Raw genomic sequence first — 23,059 nt, forward strand, 5'->3', positions numbered from 1 at the left:
TGGATTACCCTGTAGAAGCCAGTCATCCCCCGATTTCTCGGTTTCGACTGAACGAATCGCACTTAATCGCCGCATTGATGTCTCTATCATGACGCTGATTGCAGTGAGGGCAATCAAACATTCTGACCGATCAATCCATCTTCGGCACTCGCCGTAAAGTGTTTGAACACAGGTGAGACGAGGGAAAGAAACGATCTACTTCCATGTAGATTTTCCCCTCAGACTCTGCCTTGTACTTAAGCATGGTGCAAAACGTCCCCCAACTAGCATCGCTGATGGCTTTGGCTAGCTTATGGTTGGCGACCATGTTCTTGACAGCGAGATTTTCCACCACGACAACTTGATTTTCGTTGACTATCTTGCGGGATAGTTTATGGAGATAATCTTCTCTCACTCTGGAGATTTTGGAATGCACCTTGGCAAGGGCTTTATTTGCCTTGCGACGCTGGTTGGTCGTCTGATCCTTTTTGCGGGATAACTTACGCTGCTTGCGTTTTAGGTTGCGTGCATGATTTTTGAGGTGTCTAGGATTCTGATATTTTGAGCCATCTGACGTGACAGCAAAATCAGTTAGTCCCAAGTCAATTCCGATTGCTTTACCTTCACTACTGGATTCAGGCTTTTCAATACCGTCATTCATCAGTAGCGAAGCATAGTAACGACCATCCGGCATTCTCGACACGGTAACAGTCTTCAATTTCCCAGCCAATTCCCGGTGAACTTTGGCTTTCACCACACCGAGATTGCCAGGGAACTTGATTCCGGCATCACTCAATACCTTGACGTTAGCCGGATATTGCAATGATTGTCGTCCATTGCGGTTCTTAAACGTGGGATAGGCTGTGCGTCCGTCGAAGAAGTTGCCAAACGCAACGCCTAGATTCAGTACAGATTGCTGCAAGCACTGAGAGTAGCAGCTAGACAACCATTCATGCTCAGCTTTCCACGAAGGAATCTGTTTCTTCATAGTCATCGCCGAAACCCCCCGACCAGTCTCTTTGTAGGTTTGGGACATAATGTTGAGAGACTGGTTCCAGACCCAACGCACACAACCAAAAGCCTGAGCAAGATGTTCTTGCTGGGCTTGAGTTGGGTAAATTCGGACTTTGACAGTTGTCAACATTGGTCGTTAGAGTGCTGAGCCGTCTAATCTAACACAATATTTACGCAGTGTGTAGAGATTTTCCGGTTGCTTCGCAAAATGGTCAACCTCCCAACCTCGATCAACCAGGCTTTCATCCCACCCCAAATTGAAAATTATGGAGTGGGGATTCCCGCGCCCGCTAGCTAAAAAAGTAGAGAGGCGATCGGGCTTTTGGGTGCCAGCAGTCAAATCAATCGACAACCTAAGTCTTGTCAGGTTTTGAGGCAGTCGATGGCAGGGTTAAAAACACGCCCTCAGCAGCAGCCGATCGCATCCATACACTCAGTCAGACCAAAAGAATCAAAAGAAAAATCGAATTTTAGGTCTTTTTTTGCAGTATGCTAGTGGAGCAACTACTGACGGCATAGAAAACTCAAAAATTTTCTTTGTAATCGGTGTGAGGATGAGAGTGAATATGTCGAAATTTTTGTGGAGTTACCTATTAATCAGCCCAGCAGTCTTAGGAGCTACCCTAGTAGTTTCTTCGAGCGCGATGGCAGCAAACGCTCAGCCCGGTGCTGATGCGCTCAAGCCTCAAGCTGCCAAAGCTGAAACGGCCCAAACCTCTGAAGCGAAAGTCAATGCTTTAGCAGCGGTTGACGAAACTACCGTAGCAGCCGATCGAATCGCAGAAAATTCTCCAGCCGCCGGCATCGCAACAGAGCCAGCGATTGCAGCAGCTTCAAGCACCGCTGCAAAAGAAAGCGCGATCGCCGCCAACACAGCCCCCGCAGTGGAAAATCCCCAAGCGGCAGCATCAAAACCTGCAACTGAATCTCTAGCAGCAGTTGAGCCAACAGCCAACACAGACCCCGCAGCGACAAATCTCGAAGCTGCATCAGAACCTGCAACTGAATCTTTAGCAGCAGTTGAGCCAACAGTCGCTCAACCAGTAGAAAATTCAGCGGCAGCGAAACTAGAAAATCCAGCCCCGGCAGCTACCGCTGTCCCAGAGCTCCTTGGTGCAGTTCAATTAGAAACTACTGCCCCGACAGTGGCAGCGCCAGCACCAGAAAGCTTGCCCAAACTGGCTGAATCTGTAGCCCAAACTGACGCACCACAAGCTCAAAACCCAGCCGCCACATTAGAACAGCTCAACCAGTACAGCAGCGAAGGTGCTGCCGGTGGCGAAACTCAGGGTCAAGTTACCTCAGTATCTCAACTTTCCGACGTGCGGCCCACAGACTGGGCATTCCAAGCACTGCAATCCCTAGTCGAACGCTACGGCTGTATTGCTGGGTATCCCGACGGCACCTTCCGTGGCAACCGGGCAATGACCCGCTACGAATTCGCCGCCGGTTTAAACGCTTGCTTAGACAAAGTTAACGAGCTAATTAAAGCAGGTACAACCAACTTAGCGACCAAAGACGACTTGGCAGCCCTCCAACGGCTCCAAGAAGAATTTGCAGCGGAACTGGCAACCTTGCGCGGCCGCGTCGATGCTCTGGAATCTCGGACATCCGAACTCGAAGCTAACCAATTCTCAACTACTACCAAACTGACTGGGGAAGCAATCTTTGCCCTCAGCGACGACTTTGGCGGCAATGCTGGCTTGTTTGGCAGAGACAACAGAAGATTCGGCAGCGACAACAATCAGGCCGTCTTCCAACAACGGGTACGTCTCAATTTAAATACGAGCTTCACCGGCAGAGACTTGCTGCTGACCAGGCTTGATGTGGGCAATGGTCAAAACTTTAACTTGGGGGCTACCGCTGAAGGTACTCAAACTTGGAACGTAGTCAACCGCACCGACAACGTTTTCAACCTGGGCAGCTTGCTTTACAAGTTCCCCGCTAGCAATCGGTTGAACGTTACCATTGAAGCCGCTAACGGTATTTGGAACGATTTCATTCCTACCGTCAACCCTTACTTTGAAGACTTTGACGGCGGTAATGGCTCCCTCAGCGCCTTCGGTCAAAGCAACCCAATTTATCGCCTAGGTGGCGGTGCTGGTCTTGGCTTCGATTACGCCTTCGGCGGCCGGGGCTTGCTGGGCGGCGTGTTCGGCCCGACTTCTCTGTCCTTCGGCTATTTGGCGTCAAATGCAGCCAGTCCCGCCAAGGGCGGAGGCTTGTTTAACGGCGACTACGCAGCGATGGGCCAGTTGACTTTTACCCCGGGACGCAACTTGCAAGTTGCTCTCACTTACAACCACGGTTACTTTAGCCGAGGTAACTTCGGGTTTGACAACGGTTTAGGGAACGGGGATGGCAAGCTTGGGGGTTTCACCGGCACCGGCGTAGCTAATTCCATCAACGGTTTGAGCGAAGGCTTTGACGGCTTCCGTTCTCAGAAAGTTGTCAGCAACTCCTACGGTGCTGAGGCTTCGTTCCGACTCAGCCCGAGATTTATCCTTGGCGGCTGGGCTGGTTTAACCAATGCTCGGATTATCGGCGTCGGCGATGCGAGAATTTGGAACTACGCTGCCACTTTGGCTTTGCCAGATTTAGGGAAAGAAGGCAACTTGCTGGGCTTTGTGGTAGGTCGCGAGCCTTACTTGGATAAACTTGAGGCTCCCGGCAATTTGCGGAACTTCAACAACGATACTTCGTGGCACTTTGAAGGCTTCTACAAGTTTAAGCTTTCGGATAACATTGCTGTGACTCCGGGCGTCATTTGGATTACCAACCCGAATCAAGACCGCAGTAATGACGACATCATTATTGGTACTCTGAGAACTACTTTCACGTTCTAAGAGCGGCTTAGAGCAGGCACGACGGGTTATACCGTCTCTGCTGGCAACTTTAGGTCAAATTTAGCCCTGCTTTCGGCAGGGCTTTTTTGTGTGGTAGACGAATTCAGTGCCGCTATCTTTTGTGAAAGTCGATTAAGTTCGGTGGAAAACCGGAGTATAATAAAAATTTAGGAGTTAAAATTTTTAACTCAACATTGAGGAAAATTTTTAATGCCTGACTTCGGAGTTGAGAATTCTGGTAGTTGAAGTAATATGGTAGAACTCTCCTGTAAAAGCGAATACGCAATCTTAGCTTTGCTAGAGCTTGCTGATTGCTACGATGAAGGCGAGCCTCTGCAAATTCGCCAGATAGCGGCTCAGCAAAATATTCCCGATCGATATTTAGAACAATTGCTGGCTACAATGAGACGCTGCGGGCTGATTCGCAGCCAGCGAGGAGCTAAGGGAGGTTATATCTTGGCGCGGGAACCCTGGAAAATTACACTCCTGGAAATTATCAACTGTCTCGAAGGCTCAGAGTTCGATCGCTCCGAAAAAGACTCGCCTGCTCAAACTGTAGAAAGTGCGGTGATTTGGGAAGTTTGGCAAGAAGCGCGATCGACTGCCAACTTGGTGTTGCAAAAATACACGCTACAGGATCTGCGCGAAAAACGCAATGGCAGACGGCAGCTCGATATTATGTATTACATCTAGTTAGTATTGCCAACTAGGAATTAACATTTACTTTCAACAACCAACTGACAAAGATTATGCGTATTGCTGGCGACATTACAGAATTGGTGGGGCATACACCCCTGGTGCAACTCAACCGCATTCCCCAAGCCGAAGGCTGCTTGGCTCGGATTGTGGTCAAACTCGAAGGCATGAATCCGGCAGCATCGGTAAAAGACCGGATTGGTGTCAGTATGGTCAATCAAGCCGAGGCCGAAGGGCTGATTACTCCAGGCAAAACGATTTTAGTGGAACCGACTTCTGGCAATACCGGAATTGCTCTGGCAATGGTGGCGGCGGCTAAGGGCTACCAGTTGATTTTGACAATGCCGGATACGATGAGCACGGAACGCCGATCGATGTTGCGTGCTTACGGTGCCCAACTAGAACTAACTCCCGGCATTGAGGGCATGAGCGGCTGCATCCGCCGCGCTCAAGAGATTGTGGACAAAACTCCGAATGCGTATATGTTGCAGCAGTTTCGGAATCCTGCCAACCCGGAGGTTCACCGTTTGACAACGGCTGAGGAAATTTGGGCAGATACCGACGGCGAGGTGGATTTCGTGATTTCTGGAGTCGGCACTGGCGGTACGATTACGGGTATTGCAGAGGTGATTAAGTCGCGGAAACCTGAGTTTAAGGCGATCGCCGTTGAGCCGGCTAACAGTCAGGTACTTTCGGGCGGAAAGCCTGGGCCTCACAAAATTCAAGGTATCGGTGCGGGTTTTGTGCCGCCGGTGCTGAATGTGAATGCGATCGACGAAGTGATAATTGTTACCGATGACGAGGCGATCGCCTACGGGCGTCGCTTAGCCAGAGAAGAAGGACTTTTGTCCGGTATTTCCAGCGGTGCGGCACTGTGTGCGGCTTTGAAAATCGGCAAGCGTCCCGAAAATGCCGGGAAATTGATTGTGATGATTCAGCCTAGTTTCGGCGAACGCTACCTCAGCACTCCCTTGTTCCAAGATCCAGAACTCAATCTGGCGATGGCTGTCAACTAGGTTCGCTTTGGGGATCAGTCCCAAAAACTAAAAGCAGGGCGTACACTCTACGCTCTGCTGTTGTTTGTAGTGAAGACTTTAGTCCTTCTTAACTCAACTCCCTCAACAGAGGACTGAAGTCCTCACTACGAACTTTTAAAGAGTCAATATTTTTATAAAATGGATTTATAATAATTTGAAAACAGAGGTTTTTTACCTACAATTTTTGGCATTTATATCAGATAAATACCTAACGCATTAACAAATAATGATATTTTTGTCAAGCACTTTTTTGCGGATTATCCAGATTTCAAGGAAATAACAGCGTGTCTTCCGTTACCAATCACTACAAAACCCTAAAGATTAGCCCAACAGCAACACAAGCCGAGATTAAACAAGCATACCGCCGTTTAGTCAAAATATTTCATCCAGATAGCCAGAGTTCCACAGCCGGTCACGAAGAGATTATCCGCCTCAACGCAGCCTATGAAATATTAGGAGATGCCCAACACCGACAATCTTACGATCGCCAATTTTCCCAACCAAGCGAACAGCAATCACCCTACGCACCAAACGTCGCCCGCCAGCGCCAACAAGCAGCGCGGGATGCCGACGAACAAATGGAACAGTGGCTGATTAAAGTATACAAACCAGTCAATCGAATGCTCAACAGCATCTTGAAGCCGCTTAAAAAAGAAATAAACGAATTGTCAGCAGATCCGTTTGATGACGAACTGATTGAAAAGTTTCAAGCTTATATCGAAACCAGCCGCGACTTTCTTTCAAAAGCTCATAACTTTCTGAAAGCGATGCCCAATCCATCTAATGTAGCCGGAGTTGCAGCGCATCTCTACTACTCCATCAATCAAGTCGGCGATGGCATAGAAGAATTGCATTTATTTACCCTCAATTATGACGATCGCCATTTGCACACAGGTCAAGAACTGTTTAGAATTGCTGCTAGACTGCGGCGGGAAGCACAGGAGGAATTGAAAGTTAGAAGTTAGCTAGTTGAAGGAAAGGGGAGATGGGGAGATGGGGAGATGGGGAGATGGGGAGATGGGGAGATGGGGAGATGGGGAGATGGGGAAAATTGCCAAATTCCAAATTCCAAATTCCAAATTCCAAATTCCAAATTCCAAATTCCAAATTCCCAAGGACTACTGACTAATGACTACTGACTAATGACTACTGACTAATGACTACTGACTATTCAATGCTAAATTCCAAAAAGAACTTGAATGCGCTTGCGAATTTTAATAAAAGGAGTTTGTCCGAGAGAGTCCCCATCTAATAATCCCAAATCTCTTAAAGCTTGCTGGCGTTCGGACAATTTTTGAGCAATCTGATCGGCTAAATTCGGCTGTTCGATTAAAAGTTTTTGCAAGTCGTGGCGTTCCACCACAAACAAAATTGCATCTTCGCTAGTTTTAACAGTCGCCGTTCTCGGAGTTCCCAATAGCAAAGAGATTTCCCCAAAAAATTCGCCCTCGTGAAGCGTCGCAATATACTTATCGGCTTTTTGAGAAAGAACTTCCACAGAACCCGAAAGAATAATATAAAAAGAATCGCCTGGGGCATTTTCTTTACAGACAATTTGTCCCGCTGGAAACAGTTGTCGATAGCCGTATTCAATTAACTGCCGTAGTTCTAAATCCGTACACTGATCGAAATAAGTTACTCGCCGCAACAAATCTCGCAGCGTCCAATTATTAGGCGATTTAAGCCCTGGCTTTTTCTGCTCGGAAACGGTGGAATTTGATTGTATTTCTGTTGAATGTTTGGCATTCTGCGGAAAAACTTTGCCGTTGGAATTGTCGTCTCTGTGATCTTGAAAATGTTTAGTTATTTCTTGCGGATTTCGCAACCACAAATCCCGCTGGGGAAATGGAATTTCAATATTTCGGCGACGAAATTCGTAATCAATTAAAAAGTTGACGGCACTTTTAATGGCATCACTTTCCTGTGGCTGGTCAATCCAAACTAAAAGTTGAAAATCTAAAGCGTTATCTCCAAACCCGCAAAACCAAACTTTGGGAGAAGGATGAGATAATATATTGGGTTCGAGCCTCGCAGCAACTAACAGTGCTTCCGTAACTAATACTGGGTCAGTTCCATAGGCAACGCCTACGGGGATGCGAAGGCGACATCTGGGGTCTCTATAACTCCAGTTGATAATGTTAGTTTCCACAAACTTAATGTTTGGGATGATCACAAACAGGCCATCAATTGTTTTAATAATTGTAGAACGGATGGAAATATTTTCGACTGTTCCTAATAAATGGTCGATCTCAATAAAGTCTCCGACTCTAATTTGGTGCTCGAATAGCAGGGTGAGACCGCTGATAAAGTTGCTGGCGAGATTTTGCAATCCGAAGCCGAAACCAATGCCGACTACGCCAGCTAAGACGGTGAGAGAAGTGAGGTTGATCCCTGCACTTTGCAGGACGAATATACAGCCAAGAGTTGCTAAAATATAGCTAATGATGGTGGAAATTGCTTCTCGACTGCCGCGATCCAATCCCATCCGAACTAGCAGGCTGCGCTTGATGCCTTCACTGAGGAGACGAGCTATAAAAAAGGAAAATATAGCTAAGATGATCAGTTGGACGATCGCACTAATGGACAGATGAGTGTCGCCTATATAAAATAGCGGGGTGCCCATCGCAGCGGACAAATGTTGAAAAAAGCGATCGGCTCGTACAGTAATCCAATTCATGAATATTTCGTCATTCGTAATTAGTTTTGCTCGCAACCGAACCGGAAACTGCTAACTATTGCAGAGCTTAGGCGAAAAACTATAACTGTGGAGTTCCCTGTGTTGCAAAAAGTACGCGCAGCGCAGCTATCCCTCGCGGGGCCAATCGAAAATGGGATAACCCATCCGTTAGCAACGGATGAGGAGAAACTGTTTTGTAGCAGTATTTTCTGCATTTTCTGCCGGATATCTGTGTTGTGGCGCACAATAGGCCATGCTACTCTCGCGGCGACTTGTTGGCAATATCTCGAAAATTGGTATAAATTCAAGTAAAGCACCCTCAAATTATCGAAAAATTCCCGTAAAAATTAGTCTATCCTTAAGAAGTAAGTCCTTTACATAACTTAACAAGCTTACCCTACTTGACTTTTATGCAGTGCATCATCAATCGTCGGGCACAGTTTTCGGCGAGTCATCGTTACTGGCTACCGGAGTTGAGCGCAGCCGAGAACTTTGAGCGCTTTGGCCCAACAGCCCGCGCACCGGGACACGGACACAATTACGTCCTTTACGTTTCCATGATAGGAGAACTCGACGAGTACGGCATGGTGCTCAACCTGTCTGATGTCAAGCACGTCATCAAGCGGGAAGTTACCAAGGATCTCGATTTTTCCTACCTTAACGAAGCGTGGCCGGAATTTGAGCAAACTCTGCCAACTACCGAAAACATAGCACGGCAAATTTGGCTGCGGCTAGCCCCTCATTTGCCTGTGAGCAAAATTCAATTGTTTGAACACCCCGAACTTTGGGCTGAATATTTAGGAAATGGCATGGAAGCTTATTTAACTCTGTCTACTCATTTTAGCGCCGCCCATCGGTTGGCTCGTCCCGATTTGAGCTTTGAAGAAAACTCGGAAATTTACGGTAAATGTGCTCGTCCTAACGGTCACGGTCACAACTATCATTTAGAGGTGACTGTTAAAGGGGAAATTGATGCGCGGACTGGGATGATTGCTGATTTGGGAGCTTTGCAAAAAGCTATTGATGATTATGTTGTTGAACCTTTCGATCACACTTTTTTAAATAAGGATATTGCTTATTTTGAGAAGGTTGTGCCGACGGCGGAGAATATTGCGGTGCGGATTGGGCAATTGTTGCGATCGCCCATTCGGGACTTGGGGGCAGAGTTGCACAAGATTAAGCTGATTGAAAGTCCGAATAATAGCTGTGAAATTTACGGCGCTGATTTGGATGTAGTGGCGGCACAACAGCAACAGTCAGCGGTTTTAGCTGCGGTTTAGAGCTACAAATCGGGTCAGTTGGGGCGGTTCACCCGGATTTTTGCTAATTGTACAGATTGGTGAAGCCGCCCCGATGATTCCGAGGATGATTTGAGGCGGATGAGGCGCGAGAATATATTTTTTGACAAAAGTTCCGCAGCCAGAATTATTAGCAATTTTCCTGACAAGTCAGACACAGCGCGTATTTTGGAGATAGTAAGCCAGCATTCCTCATCTCAGTTATTGTACAGTGCCCAGAGTATGAGGTCGATCGCCCGATCGCTGACAAACAACACTAATTTCTCCTAGGTGAGTTGAACTTTATGCGAGTCTCAAATGTAGCTCTTTTGACTCTGGCCGCCCTCGCATCCCAGAATGTAACTGCTCAAACTAATGCCGCTCCGGCTGCACCTCCCGCCTCTGGAGGGATACCGCAGGCCAGCAAATTTGTTGATGCCATAAATAATATCGCCTCCCGTCCGGCGGAGTCAATGAGCGCGCCCGAGACGATCGCCAACGAACAATTTTCCCCGCGAATTGCTGTAAAATCCCAGACAGGTTTGCTGGTAGCGGAGGCCGTGCCGGAGTTATCTCCTGCTGTAAAAAAAGCCAAGGCGAATGCTGCTGCTGTATCCGGCGATGAACTAACAAAATCTTTACAAGAAACCTGGCTGGCTAAATTAATTGAAACCGGAGTTGAAAGCAATCCCCAAGTTCGCGACACTTTCGATTTTCTCGCCCTGCGTACTGACAGTAATGCTGAATCTGGATATGGTTTTAATAATACCATAGCTCTGCTGAATATTTTGCTAATTCTTGGTACTGTCTTTCCACCGGTGACACTTGGCTTTTTTTGGATGTTCCGGCGGCTGGTAGTCAGACAGTTGGTTGCTGATGCCAATCAAAGATTGCAAGGAATTGGCGTGTTGGAATCAGAGCTAATCAATTCTAGTCAACTGACTCAAAAGTTGAGAGATGAATTAGAATCGCAACTGAGTGCAGCCAAACAATCAATTAATTTTTTAAGTAGAGAAACTGAAATTTCCAAATCTTCCGTTGAGCAAATTGAGACTCTCAAATCTCAATTTCTCCTGCACCTGCAAGTTTTGCTAACAGAAGTTTACGAGAAAAAATCTCAAATTGTTCAAGAAATATCCCAAGTTCCTGCTGTTCTTGCCCAAGAAGCTGTCAAACTCGCACCTCAACCGCAGTCAAACAATTCGCAAAATTCGGAAACAGCACCTGCTAATGAAGCAAATATGATTGCTGATGATTACATTAAGCAAGGTGAAGGGCTTTATTTTCAAGGCAATTATGATGAGGCAGTAGTCTGCTTTGAAAAAGCTATTTTAATGAATAATAATGTGGATGAGGCTTGGTATTGGCGCGGAAATGTGTTAATAAAATTGCAGCGCCATGAAGAAGCCCTCGCCTGTTACGACCAAGCAATATCGATGAAACCGGATTGTTGGGAAGCGTGGTATAATAAAGCGAATTTGCTAGGAAAATTACAGAAGTGCGAAGAGGCGATCGCCTGTTATGAGCGAGCAAGTGCGAGCGAGCCAAGAAAATACGGTTGTTGGCACAGCATAGCAGCTTTGTTGGGTAAATTGCAGCATTACGAAGAGGCGATCGCCAGTTACGATCGCGCCCTGGCTATCAAAACAACCGACAGCGAAATTTGGCACAACCGAGGCGCAATGCTGGGTAAAGTACAGCAGTACGCCGCCGCAGTCGATTCTTACGATCGCGCCCTTGATCTCAATCCCAAGAGATACGAGACTTGGTACAACCGAGGTAATATGCTGTGGAGAATGCTGCGCTACAGCGATGCTGTTGATTCTTACGATCGAGCTATCGAGCTCCGGGCCGACAAATACGAAGTTTGGTACAATAAGGGGGCAGTGCTGGGAAAAATGCAGCGCTATCAAGATGCGATCGCATCCTACGACAAAGCAATTGCCATTAAGCCGCAGGATTTTGAAGTCTGGCACAACCGAGGCTCAGCTTTCGACAAACTATCGCAACACGAAGCAGCAATTGCATCTTACTCCCAAGTAATCACCCTTAATTCGGAGTGTTACGAAGGTTGGTTTGGCAAAGGCGAATCTTTGGCAAAATTGCAGCGCCATGAAGAAGCGATCGCAGCTTACGAAAAAGCGATCGCAATTCAGCCCGACTCCTACGATGCTTGGCATCACATCGGCACAGCTTTGTCAGAATTAAAGCGCTACGAGGAAGCAATGGCAGCTTTCGATCGAGCCATTGCGATCAAGCCCGAAAATGCCGAAGCTTGGCGCGATAGAGGCGCAATTGCCTCAGAATTCAAGCAAGATACAGAAGGATTTGCTACTGGCGAAAAAGATACTTAAAGCCAGTTACAATTCGATGAATATTCTGACAGTTAGTTGTAAGGTGCACACGGAGCGGTGCACTTTTTTTTTACAATGTGTACACGGAGGCGTATAGCAGATTTTTTGCTAGATTAAACCTTTACATATATTTTGAAATATTGTCCTGAAACTGATTGAATGAATAGAAGCATATAGCTAAACTGTTAGCAGTATTTGCAATCGGCGAGCGCCATTATTTCTTAAAGTGAACAAGTATTAATTCGGCTCGAAATAATCTTAAAATTTCGGGAACATTGCTACAGCATTCTCATTCTCCACTATTAACAGGACATCGAAACGGAAATACAGTTGCAAAAATAACAGGACAGCATAAAATTGCACAGAGAGATTACCTAATGGGGTAAAAGGTATACTAAATACTGACATAAATACCCGGTTTTTCTCCCAGCCATCTGTTAAGTAAAATACCGCATTCCTACCCTGAGACATCTCTACAGGTGCTTCTACCAAAAGCAAAATAAAAATTAACCTGTGGAGTTAAAAAAAATGGCAAACATAACAGGAACTCTCGGTCCAGACGTGATACCGGGTCTTTTACCAGACGGTCGCGTAATTAGCCTGGGAAACTTACTGAGCGACGATACCATCAGCGGCCTTGACGGCAATGATGCAATCAATGCACTAGACGGAAACGATCTACTTTTCGGCGGCCCCGGCAACGATTTTATTAACGGTAATGAAGGTAACGACAGCGTTTTCGGCGGCAAAGACGACGACCAAGTTTATGGTGGCAAAGGCAACGATTTAGTTAGAGGTGACATCGGCAATGACAGCGTTTTCGGTAACGACGGAAACGACAGTATGTTCGGTGGCAAAGACAATGACACGATGTTCGGCGGCAAAGGCAACGACTTGATCCTAGGCGACCTCGGCGACGATGTACTCTACGGCGACCTCGGTTCTGATACGATGAGTGGCGGTGGTGGAAATGACATTTTTGCGATCGGGCGAGTCGGCGACGGCAAACCCACAGCCACCACCGGCGGCCCCGGAGTCCCCGATGCCGACGTAATTACCGACTTCCGAGTCTCCGGGAACGATGTCATCCAACTGTTCGGCGGTCTGCAATTCAGCGATTTGCAGTTCATTGACGGCACCGGTTCCAACGGCATCAGCATCGGCAACACCCTGATTCGCGATACCGGCACCGGCGAGTATTTAGTCAACATCCAAGGTTTGAGCGCAGCCCAACTGAGCGCGAACCCAGCTTGGTTCCAATCGGCTGGATTCCCGACACCAACCCCGACACCGACACCGACCCCTGCACCGACACCCACACCGGGAACTACTCCTGCAAGTGTCTTCAGCTTTAGCACAAATAATTACTCTACTCCCGAAGGCAGTCCCGCTACAGTCACAGTGATTCGCACGGGCAATACTTCCGCCCCTGAAAGCATTAATTTCGGTACAGTTGATGGTTCAGCTTCTTCTCCTGCGGACTATAGCCCTACCACTGGTACGCTGAATTTTGCGGGTGGACAAACCAGCGCGACTTTCACTATCCCCACTGTGGCTGATGCCATTAGCGAAGGCGCAGAGACGGTGAATGTATTTCTGAACAACGGTAATGTAGGCAGTCTCAATCCAGCCACGGTGACGATTTTTGATGGTGGAACCGGCCCGACTCCGACTCCGACTCCGATTACAACTCCAACGCCTGCGAGTATTTTCCAGTTCAGCCAGCAGAGTTACAGCGTCAACGAAGGCGGCCAGGCGACGGTTACAGTTACTCGTACCGGTGGGACGGGTGCAGCAACAATTAACTACGCCAGTGTTGACGGTTCAGCTACTTCTAGCGGGACTGCACCTGATTACACAGTGGCGGCGGGTTCGCTGAACTTTGCAGCGGGGCAAAATAGCGCTAGTTTTACTGTCCCGGCGTTGACTGATGCGATTACTGAAGGGCCTGAAACTGTGAACTTGGTACTCAGTGGCGGCAGTGTGGGCAGCAATCCGGCAATCTTGACGATTAACGATGTTGCGCCGACTCCGACTCCCACTCCGACTCCAAGTCCGACTCCGACTCCAAGTCCGACTCCGACTCCGACTCCGACGACAGCGACGACAGGGCCTAGTATGTTCTTCTTTAGTGCCGCGACTTACAGCGGCAACGAAGGTAGCACGGTGAATGTGACAATCAATCGCTCTGGGGACTTGACAAAGGCAGGAACAATTCTATTTAGCACTGCTGACGGTTCGGCCACAGCTTCTGGGCCTGATTATGTCTCTGTCAGCAATGTGTCAGTGAGCTTTGCTCCTGGTCAAGCTAGCGCGACGGTGGGTGTTCCGATCATCAATGATACGGTGCCGGAATTGACTGAGACTGTGAACTTATTCCTGAGTGGGGGTTCTGTAGCTAGTCCGTCAGCAGCAGTCTTATCGATTCTTGACAGCAGCGGTGGGATCAGCAATGGATTCTTCTACGGTTCGGCTCCTGCCCCTGTGGCGGACTCTAGCACTGGAGCATTTACAATCAACCGTACAAGCGGTGTGGGTGCGGGATCGATCGACTTTTTGATTGCGGCACCTGGTGGTGGCCAACCTACCAATCTTACGGACTACTTTATCACCGGCACTGGTGTACTCCCCAACGCTACCGGCGGTACCGTGAACTTTGCTAACGGGCAAACTAGCGTCAGCCTGACAATTAACAACATAACTGGTTTGACTGCTGGTAATGTCAACTTAGGTTTCGGCCCTGGTTCGATAGGTACTCCAGCATCAACCTCGATTACTCTACTTTAGAGTTATTAGTAGGGCGAGCAATTCTTGCTCTACTAATGGGCTGCTTTCGGAAAGCTCAACACTTGTTTAAGATTTGTCCTCTAAACTTTTCCTCTTTTTGCCGCTCCGTTTGGGGCGGTTTTTTTTATGATAAATTTAGGGAAGCTGCAAATAAGGAGAATAGTTATGTCTGTTGCAATGAAAAGACGGCTATTTACAGTCCAAGAATATCACTTGATGGATAAGGCTGGTGTTTTTGGTGAAGATGACAGAGTGGAATTGATAGAAGGAGAAATTATCGAAATGGCAGCAATTGGGACTCGTCATGCAACTTGTGTACGGCGACTGATCGGACAGTTTCGCCAAATTCCAGAAGAAATTGCTATTTTAGATGTTCAGAACCCGATCCAGTTGACAGAAAGAACTGAACCTCAGCCGGATGTTGTATTGCTGCAACCTCGTGCTGATTACTACGCTATAGCGCATCCAATACCGTCAGAGGTGTTGCTTTTGGTAGAAGTCTCAGATAGCACTGTAGATTTCGATCGCGATGTGAAAGTACCGAATTATGCGCGATCGGGCATTCAGGAAGTTTGGTTGTGGGATCTTGAGGTTAATTGTTTAGAAGTTTACCGCGATGCGATCGCAAATGGCTACACTTCAATGCAAAAATTTGAGCGGGGAGAACAAGTTTCGCCGCTGGCGTTTCCTGAGTTTGTAGTGAGTATTGATTTAATCTTGGGTTAAAATAGTAAGCTTAAACTAACTGCTAAAAAAGGAGAATAGTTATGTCTGTTAAAATGCAAAGACGGCTATTTACAGTCCAAGAATATCACCTGATGAGTGAGGCTGGTGTTTTTAGCGATCGCGAACGAGTGGAACTTATAGAAGGAGAAATTATCCAAATGGCAGCAATTGGTAGACGCCACGCCGCCCGTGTCGATCGCCTTGCACGAATGTTCAGCCACATTCCAGAGTCCCTAGTTATTTTTAGAGTGCAAAATCCTATTTGCCTTAATGATAACTCAGAACCGCAACCTGATATTGCTTTAGTGAAACCCCGCGCCGACTTTTATGAAGAATCGCTGCCAAATAGCGAGGATATTTTACTGTTGGTAGAGGTAGCAGATAGTACGGTTAATTATGACCGCGATGTGAAAGTACCGAATTATGCGCGATCGGGCATTCAGGAAGTTTGGTTGTGGGATCTTGAGGTTAATTGTTTAGAAGTTTACCGCGATGCGACGGCTGATGGCTACACTTCAATGCAAAAATTCGAGCGGGGAGAACAAGTTTCGCCGCTGGCTTTTCCTGAGTTTGTAGTGAGTATTGATTTAATCTTGGGTTAAAATAGCCCGCTTAAACTAACTGTTGAAAAAAGGAGAGAAGAATAGTTATGTGTGTTTAAAAACATTGCCTTAAATATCTAAAAAAGAAGCGTCAATTATAAATTAACGCTACTTTTATGAAACACTTGCTATTCTAAATCTCCGAAATAATTGGATACAATTTCTAACCTCCTCCTGTAATTTTCTTCGCTAGTAAGATTGCGTATTTTTTGAGCTACTCCACTAAAACTATCATCTTCTATCAGTGATTTATAGCGTTCTTCCAGTTGTTCAAAATTATTAATCTTGCCTTGTTCTAACCTGCGAGCAGTAACCACCATTACGGCTTCAAAGTAAGTAGGAATCAATAATTTTAGAGGCTTAAAAGCTTTGTTACCAAGACATTTATGGAGCAATTCAATCGTTGGGATAAATGCGTTTATTATTTGTTTTTTGGATTGGCGGGCAAAGTGTCTATTTTGCCTCATATACTGATTGAGAAATTCTTTTAGAGAAGGCTTATAATCGTTGCCATCGAAGTAAAAGGCCAGGAATCGCAAAATAAGTTCTTGATCTTTCCTGTTTTTATCTGGGATACCAAATATGTCACGCCACGCTGGGTTTTGATTTAGTTCCTCTAGCAAATTATTGAGTTCGCCGTGATAGATGCAAGCACGAATTTCCTGCGATTTAAGGATAGTACCTCCGGTATTTAGCCTTTCAAAGATATAGTAAATACTACTGTCGTCGTCTGCATAAAGTGGCTCGACAATTGTAGCGGATACAACCGAGTCATCTAATTGGCGTCGGTATGCGTCTTTCAGTGATTGATATGTCTCTCTTTCAAATTCTGTATGAACCCCTTTCAGAGCAAACGAGTGCCGACTGTTTGGAAACTTGCCTTGGTAGAAATATAAAAGACTGCGTAATCTTTGCTGACCATCAATAACAAGCAGTTTTTTTGTTTCTCGATCTTTTGCTAGAAATATACCGGGAACTGGAAGCCCAAGCAAGAGAGATTCTATAAAACGCGCAGCTTGTTTGGGTTTCCAAACATAAGCACGCTGGAATTCAGGAATATATACGTCTTTGCTTTCCAGGCGTCTAACTAGACCCGCTACATCAAAATCAATTCGAGAAACTGCTATGGAAAATTTGGAGGGAATAATGTCCTCCTCATCTTCCCCGCTGTCATCTTCCCCGCTATCCTGAATATCGTTTTCCTGTTCCTCATCCGCTAGATGCTTTGGGGGAGATGTCTCGCTGTTTGACTCAAATGTAGTCATCTTGTAGCCTCCTTTCTGCCTGAGTTATTAGATATTATATAGCGATCGCGAACCTCATCTATCTCTCAATATTAAGATTTCCTTACTTGCTGCCGTCGCGCGCCGAAATCGGTGATACAATCAATAGCTAAGCTAGGGGTGCCCGTAAGTCCGGGCTGAGAAAACACCCTTAGAACCTGAGTCTGGGTAATACCAGCGGAGGGAAGCTGTTTATCAAGGAATTAAGATATGCGTACCGAATGGATCGCTAAGCGTCAGGGACACAGTAATGTATCTCAAATGCACTACGCCCGTCAAGGTGTCATCACTGAGGAAATGGACTATGTTGCTAAGCGAGAAAATCTCCCAGCAGAACTGATCCGCGCCGAAGTAGCACGGGGACGGATGATTATTCCCGCTAACATCAATCACACGAATTTGGAGCCAATGGCGATCGGCATTGCCTCTAAGTGCAAAGTCAATGCTAATATCGGCGCATCTCCCAACTCTTCCAACATGGAAGAAGAAGTTGACAAGCTTAAATTAGCAGTGAAATACGGTGCTGATACCGTGATGGATTTGTCCACCGGCGGCGGCAATTTGGATGAAATTCGCACTACAATCATCAAAGCTTCGCCGGTTCCCATCGGCACTGTACCCATTTACCAAGCACTGGAAAGCGTGCACGGTAATATGGAAAGTCTGACGGCGAATGACTTTCTTCACATCATTGACAAACACGCTCAACAAGGTGTTGATTACCAAACTATTCACGCCGGAATTCTAATCGAGCATTTGCCCTTGGTAAAAAATCGCCTGACTGGAATTGTATCTCGCGGCGGTGGCATTTTGGCACGGTGGATGCTGCATCACCACAAACAAAATCCTCTCTACACTCACTTTAACGACATCATTGAAATCTTCAAAAAATACGATGTTTCGTTTAGTTTGGGAGATTCTTTGCGCCCCGGTTGCACTCACGATGCGTCGGATGCTGCTCAATTAGCCGAGCTCAAAACTTTGGGACAATTAACTCGCAAAGCTTGGGAACATGATATCCAGGTAATGGTGGAAGGTCCAGGCCACGTGCCGATGGATCAAATTGAGTTTAATGTCAAGAAACAAATGGAGGAATGTTCGGAAGCTCCTTTCTATGTTTTGGGGCCGTTGGTGACAGATATTGCGCCCGGTTACGACCACATTACCTCGGCTATTGGGGCGGCGATGGCTGGTTGGTACGGTACTGCTATGCTGTGCTATGTCACGCCGAAGGAACATTTGGGATTGCCGAATGCTGAGGATGTCAGAAACGGGCTGATTGCTTACAAAATCGCGGCTCACGCTGCGGATATTGCGCGGGGCCGTCCGGGTGCGCGCGATCGCGATGATGAACTCTCGAAAGCGCGTTACAATTTCGATTGGAACCGTCAATTTGAACTCTCGCTCGATCCAGAAAGAGCGCGGGAATATCACGATGAAACTTTGCCGGCGGATATCTACAAAACTGCGGAGTTCTGTTCGATGTGCGGGCCTAAGTTCTGTCCGATGCAGACTAAGGTTGATGCTGATGCTTTGACTGAGTTGGAGAAGTTTTTGGCTAAGGAACCTGTAGCGCTAAGCTAACCCGATTGATTGGTAGGGCGGGCATTTCCCGCCTTACTTACCCGGAGTAATTTGGAATGATTTAACCGCAGAGGCCGCAGAGAGCGCAGAGAAGAGAAGGGAGATAGCATAAATTCCCTGATTAATGCCGATCAAACTGCATTTTGCAAAGAAACTTGTTTTGCAGAATACAAGACATTCTGGATAACTTCTTTCGCCACAGCCTTTACCACATTGATACTGACGCTATTGCCCATTTGATGATAGGCTTTATCATCATTGGAATGCAGACTAAAATTATCTGGAAAACCTTGTAAACGCGCCGCCTCGCGGGGAGTAATTCGGCGGACTCGGTGATCATTGTAAACTCCTAATCTATTGGCATCGCTGGCAACAAGTGTGACAGAAATCTTCTGCGGATCGAGAAATTTGTACACTTCAAAGGAAAAGTTACCCGATACAGGTTTATATAAATTATTATTACATTGTAGGTACTTCTTGGCAACCAGCAAATCTAGAATTTCATCGAGATTGGGATGTGTGAAAAAAGTAGCGATTTGCTCTTTAGTTAATAGTTTACCATCTTGGTGATGTCCAAATTCTTTATTGCGCCTTTTCAATATAAAACGATTCATCAACTCAATTTCCTCTAAACTACACTCGCCTCGCAAACCTAGTTCCCAAGAATGAATGGAATTGCCACCGCGATAGTCGATTAGCCGCATTCCGTGCAAGCGATTTAAATCATTCTTGACGATTTGTTTCAATGCGTTGACAAATTCTGGCGAGCAATCATATTTTGGGTCTGGATTGTCTTCCAAAATATCTGCAACTGCGACGGGTTTACTTAAGGGGGAAAATAAGGATAGCTGTTGATGGTTACAGGAATGGGAATCTTTTGGCCCTAAGTCGGAAACTAAGTCAAATTGGGGCGAAGCATTTAAAATTCCTACTAGGTAAACTCGGACGCGGTTCTGAGGTAAGCTAAAGTTGGAGCTATTGAGTAAAAAGTAATCGAAGCTGTAACCTCTACTGGTAATTTCGTGTTTAATAGTTTCGAGGGTTCTGCCGCCGTCGTGGCTGACAAGTCCCCGCACGTTCTCGAAAATAAATCCTTGAGGTTTAGCCGTATCAATCAGCCTCATTATTTCAAAGAAAAGGGTGCCTCTGGTATCGCCAAAACCTGCTTTTTTGCCGGCACCGGAGAAAGACTGACAGGGGAATCCTGCTAGTAAAATATCATGTTCTGGTAGTTGGTCAATTAGTCGGATGTCGCCTAATGGTGTGTCTTTAAAGTTTTGAAGGTAAACTTTTTGAGCGTCGGGATTGATTTCGCTACTTAATACGCATTTTGTTTCCAGATTTAAGGAATGACCGGCTGACTCTAAGCCTAATCTCATGCCGCCTATTCCTGAGAATAGGTCAATAAAACGTATTTTTTTCATGCCATTTTTAGTGAATTTAGATGTTAAAAAGCTTGATTAAGCATACCAAATTTTTACTCATTGTTATGCCCAAAGTAGTCTCTCAAAAACTCGCAAAGTACATTAAGCTCGTCATGCGAAAAAGCAACTGTGCAATGACTATATGTACACAAATTTCTGATAGCATTTTCCCTTTCAAAGTTACCAGCGCCATCAATGACATAAGCCATTTTATAACCTGCGCCTTCAATTTGCTCAAATCTAGATTTTGCTTGTCCCGCCTTACGCTCTATTACGCTGTTTGTCGTGACTTGAAAACTCACTTCTATTGCAACAAATTTCTCTTCCTTACATACAACAATATCAAATGTCGTTAGTCCGTTACTGCTTTCCTCAGTATGTCTTACACCTGGTAAATGACCGTTAGGTACAATATTTATGTCCCTAACATCCAAATTATCCTGCAAGTATTGTTTAACAAAATTTTGAGCGATTTGACCCAAAGTATTCGATTGTGACCCTGAAGTTATCCGGCTAACCCAGATATATCGTTGTTTGATAAACTTATCTAATTTATCTGGTTGACCTAAGTAATTACCAAGTTCACATTTGGCTAGAACTTCAGCGGTTTTTTCATTGATTGAATTAGCGCCGAACAAAAGAATTGCTATTAAATCTTTATGTACCAAAGACAGAGATTGATTTTGGAGTATCTTTTTACCGTCAATTCCTAGCTTGGTATTTGTTAGTTGACCTGGCACAGGTAAAGAATTAAATTGATAAGAGTAATTGTGCAGACTCCAAAGGTAGTCTAATCTATTTAGTGGAAACAGGGAATTAAAATTGCCATTCACTCTTTTGATCATTTCTCCCCCAAAGTCAGCAAGTACAATTAGATGCTTGAGGAACATATTTGCAGAAAGTGTTGAAGCTTCGATTATTTGAAATAATCCACTCAAGTCCGAAACTGTGACGCTAAGAATAGCAATAAACTGCTCTTGAGTTTCAATTAGCTTGGGTATGATACTGAGTTCAGCTTCCTTTTGAGATAAGTCGGAAGGCCAAAACATAGAAGCTGACTCACGGAGTTCTTCAACTGTTCTTCTGTAATTTATAGTTGACATATGTGGTTTTGTCTAATGGAATGTAGTTTGAGTTTGCTCAGAGCTTGTACTTGCTATTTGTAGCAGGGACTTTAATCACTACTATTTAACAGTAGCGACTAAAGTTGCGCCTTTGTCATATTTTTAGCAACAGAAATTAGGACGATTTTCCTGAGTCAGCTATGCCCGATCGCCATTCCTTGAGATCCTGAATCGTAAAAACGGCCTGAAAATCCAATCCCTGCTCGCGATACAACTCGCCTCCACCTTGCTCTCTGTCTATGAGCGACAACACCCGATCGACAATATAACCGGCTCCTCGCAACCTTTCCACCGCCTGCATCGCCGACTTACCCGTTGTTACGACATCCTCCAACACCGCAACATTTGTCCCAGGAGGCAACAGAGGCCCCTCAATATACGCCATTGTCCCGTGTCCCTTCGTCTCCTTGCGGACAATTAGCGCCGGAATCGATCGCCCTTCCAGAGCCGAAACCACGCTTACCGCACTTACAATCGGGTCAGCACCCAACGTCAAACCGCCCACAGCTTGCACCTCCGACGGCAGCATTGAGAGCAGTACACGCCCCGTCGCCAAAGCACCTTGGGCGTGCAAAGTCACCGGTTTGCAGTTAATGTAATAAGAACTTTTCTGCCCCGAAGACAGTACAAAATCGCCCTCGCGATAGGCAAACTCGCACAATAAATCCAAAAGTCGATCGCGCAACACCTTTAAATCCGCAGCATCCATAACTCACACCGTGTAAAAAACACAAATAATCCGCCGATAATCAGTCTATATTGGAACCGTAATTAATCTAGAAACTGAAATATATGAGTCAAAAGTTAAAAAGCCTGAGCGGTGCGTTGATTCTCGCTGTCGCCTCTGCCTCACTGGCATCCATCAAACCAGCTCAAGCAGAAACAGCCCGATTTAGCCCCGTTAGCGACGACTTCAACCGACAATTCTTTGAAGCTTCAGGAGACTTTTATCACAACGTCAGCTTGCAAGGTTACATGGGCGACTATTTAGGCATCGGTTCCCCCAGCGGCGTAGTTGCCTTTCCCGAAAAAGAAATCGAGCGCGATGCCAGCCGCGTCAACGGGATTTACCGACGAGTATTGCAGCGGCAAGTTTCCAACGATCCAATTCTCCGTGTCCCGGATGCCGTTAATCCTTTTGATTCCTCAGTCATGGCGCTGCCTCCATCTTGTCAGCTAGCACCTCAACCGAGCGGTTGTTTCGCCACTCCCGCCGGAGTCCAAGAGCCGTTTGTACCGAGGCAGCAGCAAGAGTCGCAGGCAGCACCGGGCCCGGTTAGAGGACTTTATCAAGTATCGCCGGTCGGTGGAAATTAGTCGATCGCCAGTTGCGAAATTTCAGCCGGGGCGGGTTTACGAAATCTCGGATTTGGATTAGAGAGCAAGCGTGAACCCGCTCCTATAATTTATGTTTTGGCAATCCTGAGACTTATTGCATAAATCTTTGATTGATACAACCGCAGATGCAATGCAGATCAACGCAGATATTTTTCACAATAGAGAACCAATGAATGCCACTCAATTCCAGGGCTATTTCATTCTAAACAGATCTTTGAGTATGCTACAACTAAAGCCAGCGAGACGTTGAGCTTGAGCCATGTTTTGGAAGCCATGATCGCGATACAAATTCAAGGCAAAATTCCGTGCGA

General features: G+C 46.2%; 17 protein-coding genes and 1 riboswitch. Of the genes, 11 read left to right on the forward strand and 6 right to left on the reverse strand.

The window, feature by feature from the left end; genetic code table 11:
• Positions 1 to 130 precede the first annotated feature (130 nt).
• On the reverse strand, positions 131 to 1,123 hold the full coding sequence (locus K4039_RS24000; RefSeq protein WP_265239027.1) for a transposase: 993 nt from the start codon (positions 1,121 to 1,123) through the stop codon (positions 131 to 133).
• Positions 1,124 to 1,559: 436 nt separating this feature from the next.
• Here K4039_RS24000 and K4039_RS24005 point away from each other — a divergent pair, with 436 nt between their 5' ends.
• From K4039_RS24005 to K4039_RS24020, 4 genes are all read left to right on the forward strand, one after another.
• Complete coding sequence (locus K4039_RS24005) at positions 1,560 to 3,839, forward strand: iron uptake porin (protein ID WP_265239028.1); 2,280 nt, start codon at positions 1,560 to 1,562, stop codon at positions 3,837 to 3,839.
• A gap of 252 nt (positions 3,840 to 4,091) precedes the next feature.
• Complete coding sequence (locus K4039_RS24010; protein WP_265239029.1) at positions 4,092 to 4,532, forward strand: Rrf2 family transcriptional regulator; 441 nt, start codon at positions 4,092 to 4,094, stop codon at positions 4,530 to 4,532.
• Between the two features lie 56 nt (positions 4,533 to 4,588).
• Positions 4,589 to 5,551 carry a cysteine synthase A gene (gene cysK / locus K4039_RS24015; protein ID WP_265239030.1) on the forward strand — a complete coding sequence of 321 codons (963 nt, stop codon included), beginning with the start codon at positions 4,589 to 4,591 and terminating at the stop codon, positions 5,549 to 5,551.
• A gap of 305 nt (positions 5,552 to 5,856) precedes the next feature.
• On the forward strand, positions 5,857 to 6,537 hold the full coding sequence (locus K4039_RS24020; protein ID WP_265239031.1) for a J domain-containing protein: 681 nt from the start codon (positions 5,857 to 5,859) through the stop codon (positions 6,535 to 6,537).
• Between the two features lie 212 nt (positions 6,538 to 6,749).
• Here K4039_RS24020 and K4039_RS24025 read toward each other — a convergent pair whose 3' ends face one another.
• Positions 6,750 to 8,249, reverse strand: coding sequence for a cyclic nucleotide-binding domain-containing protein (locus tag K4039_RS24025; RefSeq protein ID WP_265239032.1), 1,500 nt, complete (start codon positions 8,247 to 8,249; stop codon positions 6,750 to 6,752).
• A 410-nt stretch (positions 8,250 to 8,659) separates the two neighbouring features.
• On the opposite strand from K4039_RS24025, the gene K4039_RS24030 reads away from it, so the two are divergent.
• The 5 genes from K4039_RS24030 to K4039_RS24050 all read left to right on the forward strand — a co-directional run bounded on the left by K4039_RS24030 (position 8,660) and on the right by K4039_RS24050 (position 15,995).
• On the forward strand, positions 8,660 to 9,529 hold the full coding sequence (locus K4039_RS24030) for a 6-carboxytetrahydropterin synthase (RefSeq protein ID WP_265239033.1): 870 nt from the start codon (positions 8,660 to 8,662) through the stop codon (positions 9,527 to 9,529).
• 302 nt (positions 9,530 to 9,831) lie between these two features.
• Positions 9,832 to 11,880 carry a tetratricopeptide repeat protein gene (locus K4039_RS24035; RefSeq protein WP_265239034.1) on the forward strand — a complete coding sequence of 683 codons (2,049 nt, stop codon included), beginning with the start codon at positions 9,832 to 9,834 and terminating at the stop codon, positions 11,878 to 11,880.
• Between the two features lie 528 nt (positions 11,881 to 12,408).
• Complete coding sequence (locus K4039_RS24040; protein WP_265239035.1) at positions 12,409 to 14,667, forward strand: Calx-beta domain-containing protein; 2,259 nt, start codon at positions 12,409 to 12,411, stop codon at positions 14,665 to 14,667.
• Between the two features lie 165 nt (positions 14,668 to 14,832).
• Positions 14,833 to 15,393, forward strand: coding sequence for a Uma2 family endonuclease (locus K4039_RS24045; RefSeq protein ID WP_265239036.1), 561 nt, complete (start codon positions 14,833 to 14,835; stop codon positions 15,391 to 15,393).
• Positions 15,394 to 15,434: 41 nt separating this feature from the next.
• Entirely contained in the window at positions 15,435 to 15,995 is a 561-nt protein-coding gene (locus tag K4039_RS24050) for a Uma2 family endonuclease (RefSeq protein WP_265239037.1), read from the forward strand.
• A gap of 128 nt (positions 15,996 to 16,123) precedes the next feature.
• Here K4039_RS24050 and K4039_RS24055 read toward each other — a convergent pair whose 3' ends face one another.
• Positions 16,124 to 17,260 carry a DUF262 domain-containing protein gene (locus tag K4039_RS24055; RefSeq protein ID WP_265239038.1) on the reverse strand — a complete coding sequence of 379 codons (1,137 nt, stop codon included), beginning with the start codon at positions 17,258 to 17,260 and terminating at the stop codon, positions 16,124 to 16,126.
• Positions 17,261 to 17,384: 124 nt separating this feature from the next.
• A riboswitch (TPP riboswitch) is annotated at positions 17,385 to 17,481 on the forward strand.
• A 7-nt stretch (positions 17,482 to 17,488) separates the two neighbouring features.
• Here K4039_RS24055 and thiC point away from each other — a divergent pair.
• Positions 17,489 to 18,862 (forward strand): phosphomethylpyrimidine synthase ThiC, encoded by a 1,374-nt coding sequence (thiC, locus tag K4039_RS24060; protein ID WP_265239039.1) that lies wholly within the window; start codon positions 17,489 to 17,491, stop codon positions 18,860 to 18,862.
• Positions 18,863 to 18,993: 131 nt separating this feature from the next.
• Here the strand turns inward: thiC and dcm are convergent, their stop codons facing one another.
• From dcm to pyrE, 3 genes are all read right to left on the reverse strand, one after another.
• Positions 18,994 to 20,286 (reverse strand): DNA (cytosine-5-)-methyltransferase, encoded by a 1,293-nt coding sequence (gene dcm, locus K4039_RS24065; protein ID WP_265239040.1) that lies wholly within the window; start codon positions 20,284 to 20,286, stop codon positions 18,994 to 18,996.
• Positions 20,287 to 20,339: 53 nt separating this feature from the next.
• Positions 20,340 to 21,389 carry a restriction endonuclease gene (locus tag K4039_RS24070; protein WP_265239041.1) on the reverse strand — a complete coding sequence of 350 codons (1,050 nt, stop codon included), beginning with the start codon at positions 21,387 to 21,389 and terminating at the stop codon, positions 20,340 to 20,342.
• Between the two features lie 136 nt (positions 21,390 to 21,525).
• On the reverse strand, positions 21,526 to 22,119 hold the full coding sequence (gene pyrE / locus K4039_RS24075; RefSeq protein ID WP_265239042.1) for an orotate phosphoribosyltransferase: 594 nt from the start codon (positions 22,117 to 22,119) through the stop codon (positions 21,526 to 21,528).
• An 83-nt stretch (positions 22,120 to 22,202) separates the two neighbouring features.
• Here pyrE and K4039_RS24080 point away from each other — a divergent pair, with 83 nt between their 5' ends.
• Complete coding sequence (locus K4039_RS24080) at positions 22,203 to 22,727, forward strand: hypothetical protein (protein ID WP_265239043.1); 525 nt, start codon at positions 22,203 to 22,205, stop codon at positions 22,725 to 22,727.
• The last annotated feature ends 332 nt before the right edge of the window (positions 22,728 to 23,059 follow it).

It is taken from the genome of Lyngbya sp. CCAP 1446/10, assembly GCF_026130175.1.
GTDB lineage: Bacteria > Cyanobacteriota > Cyanobacteriia > Cyanobacteriales > Microcoleaceae > Microcoleus.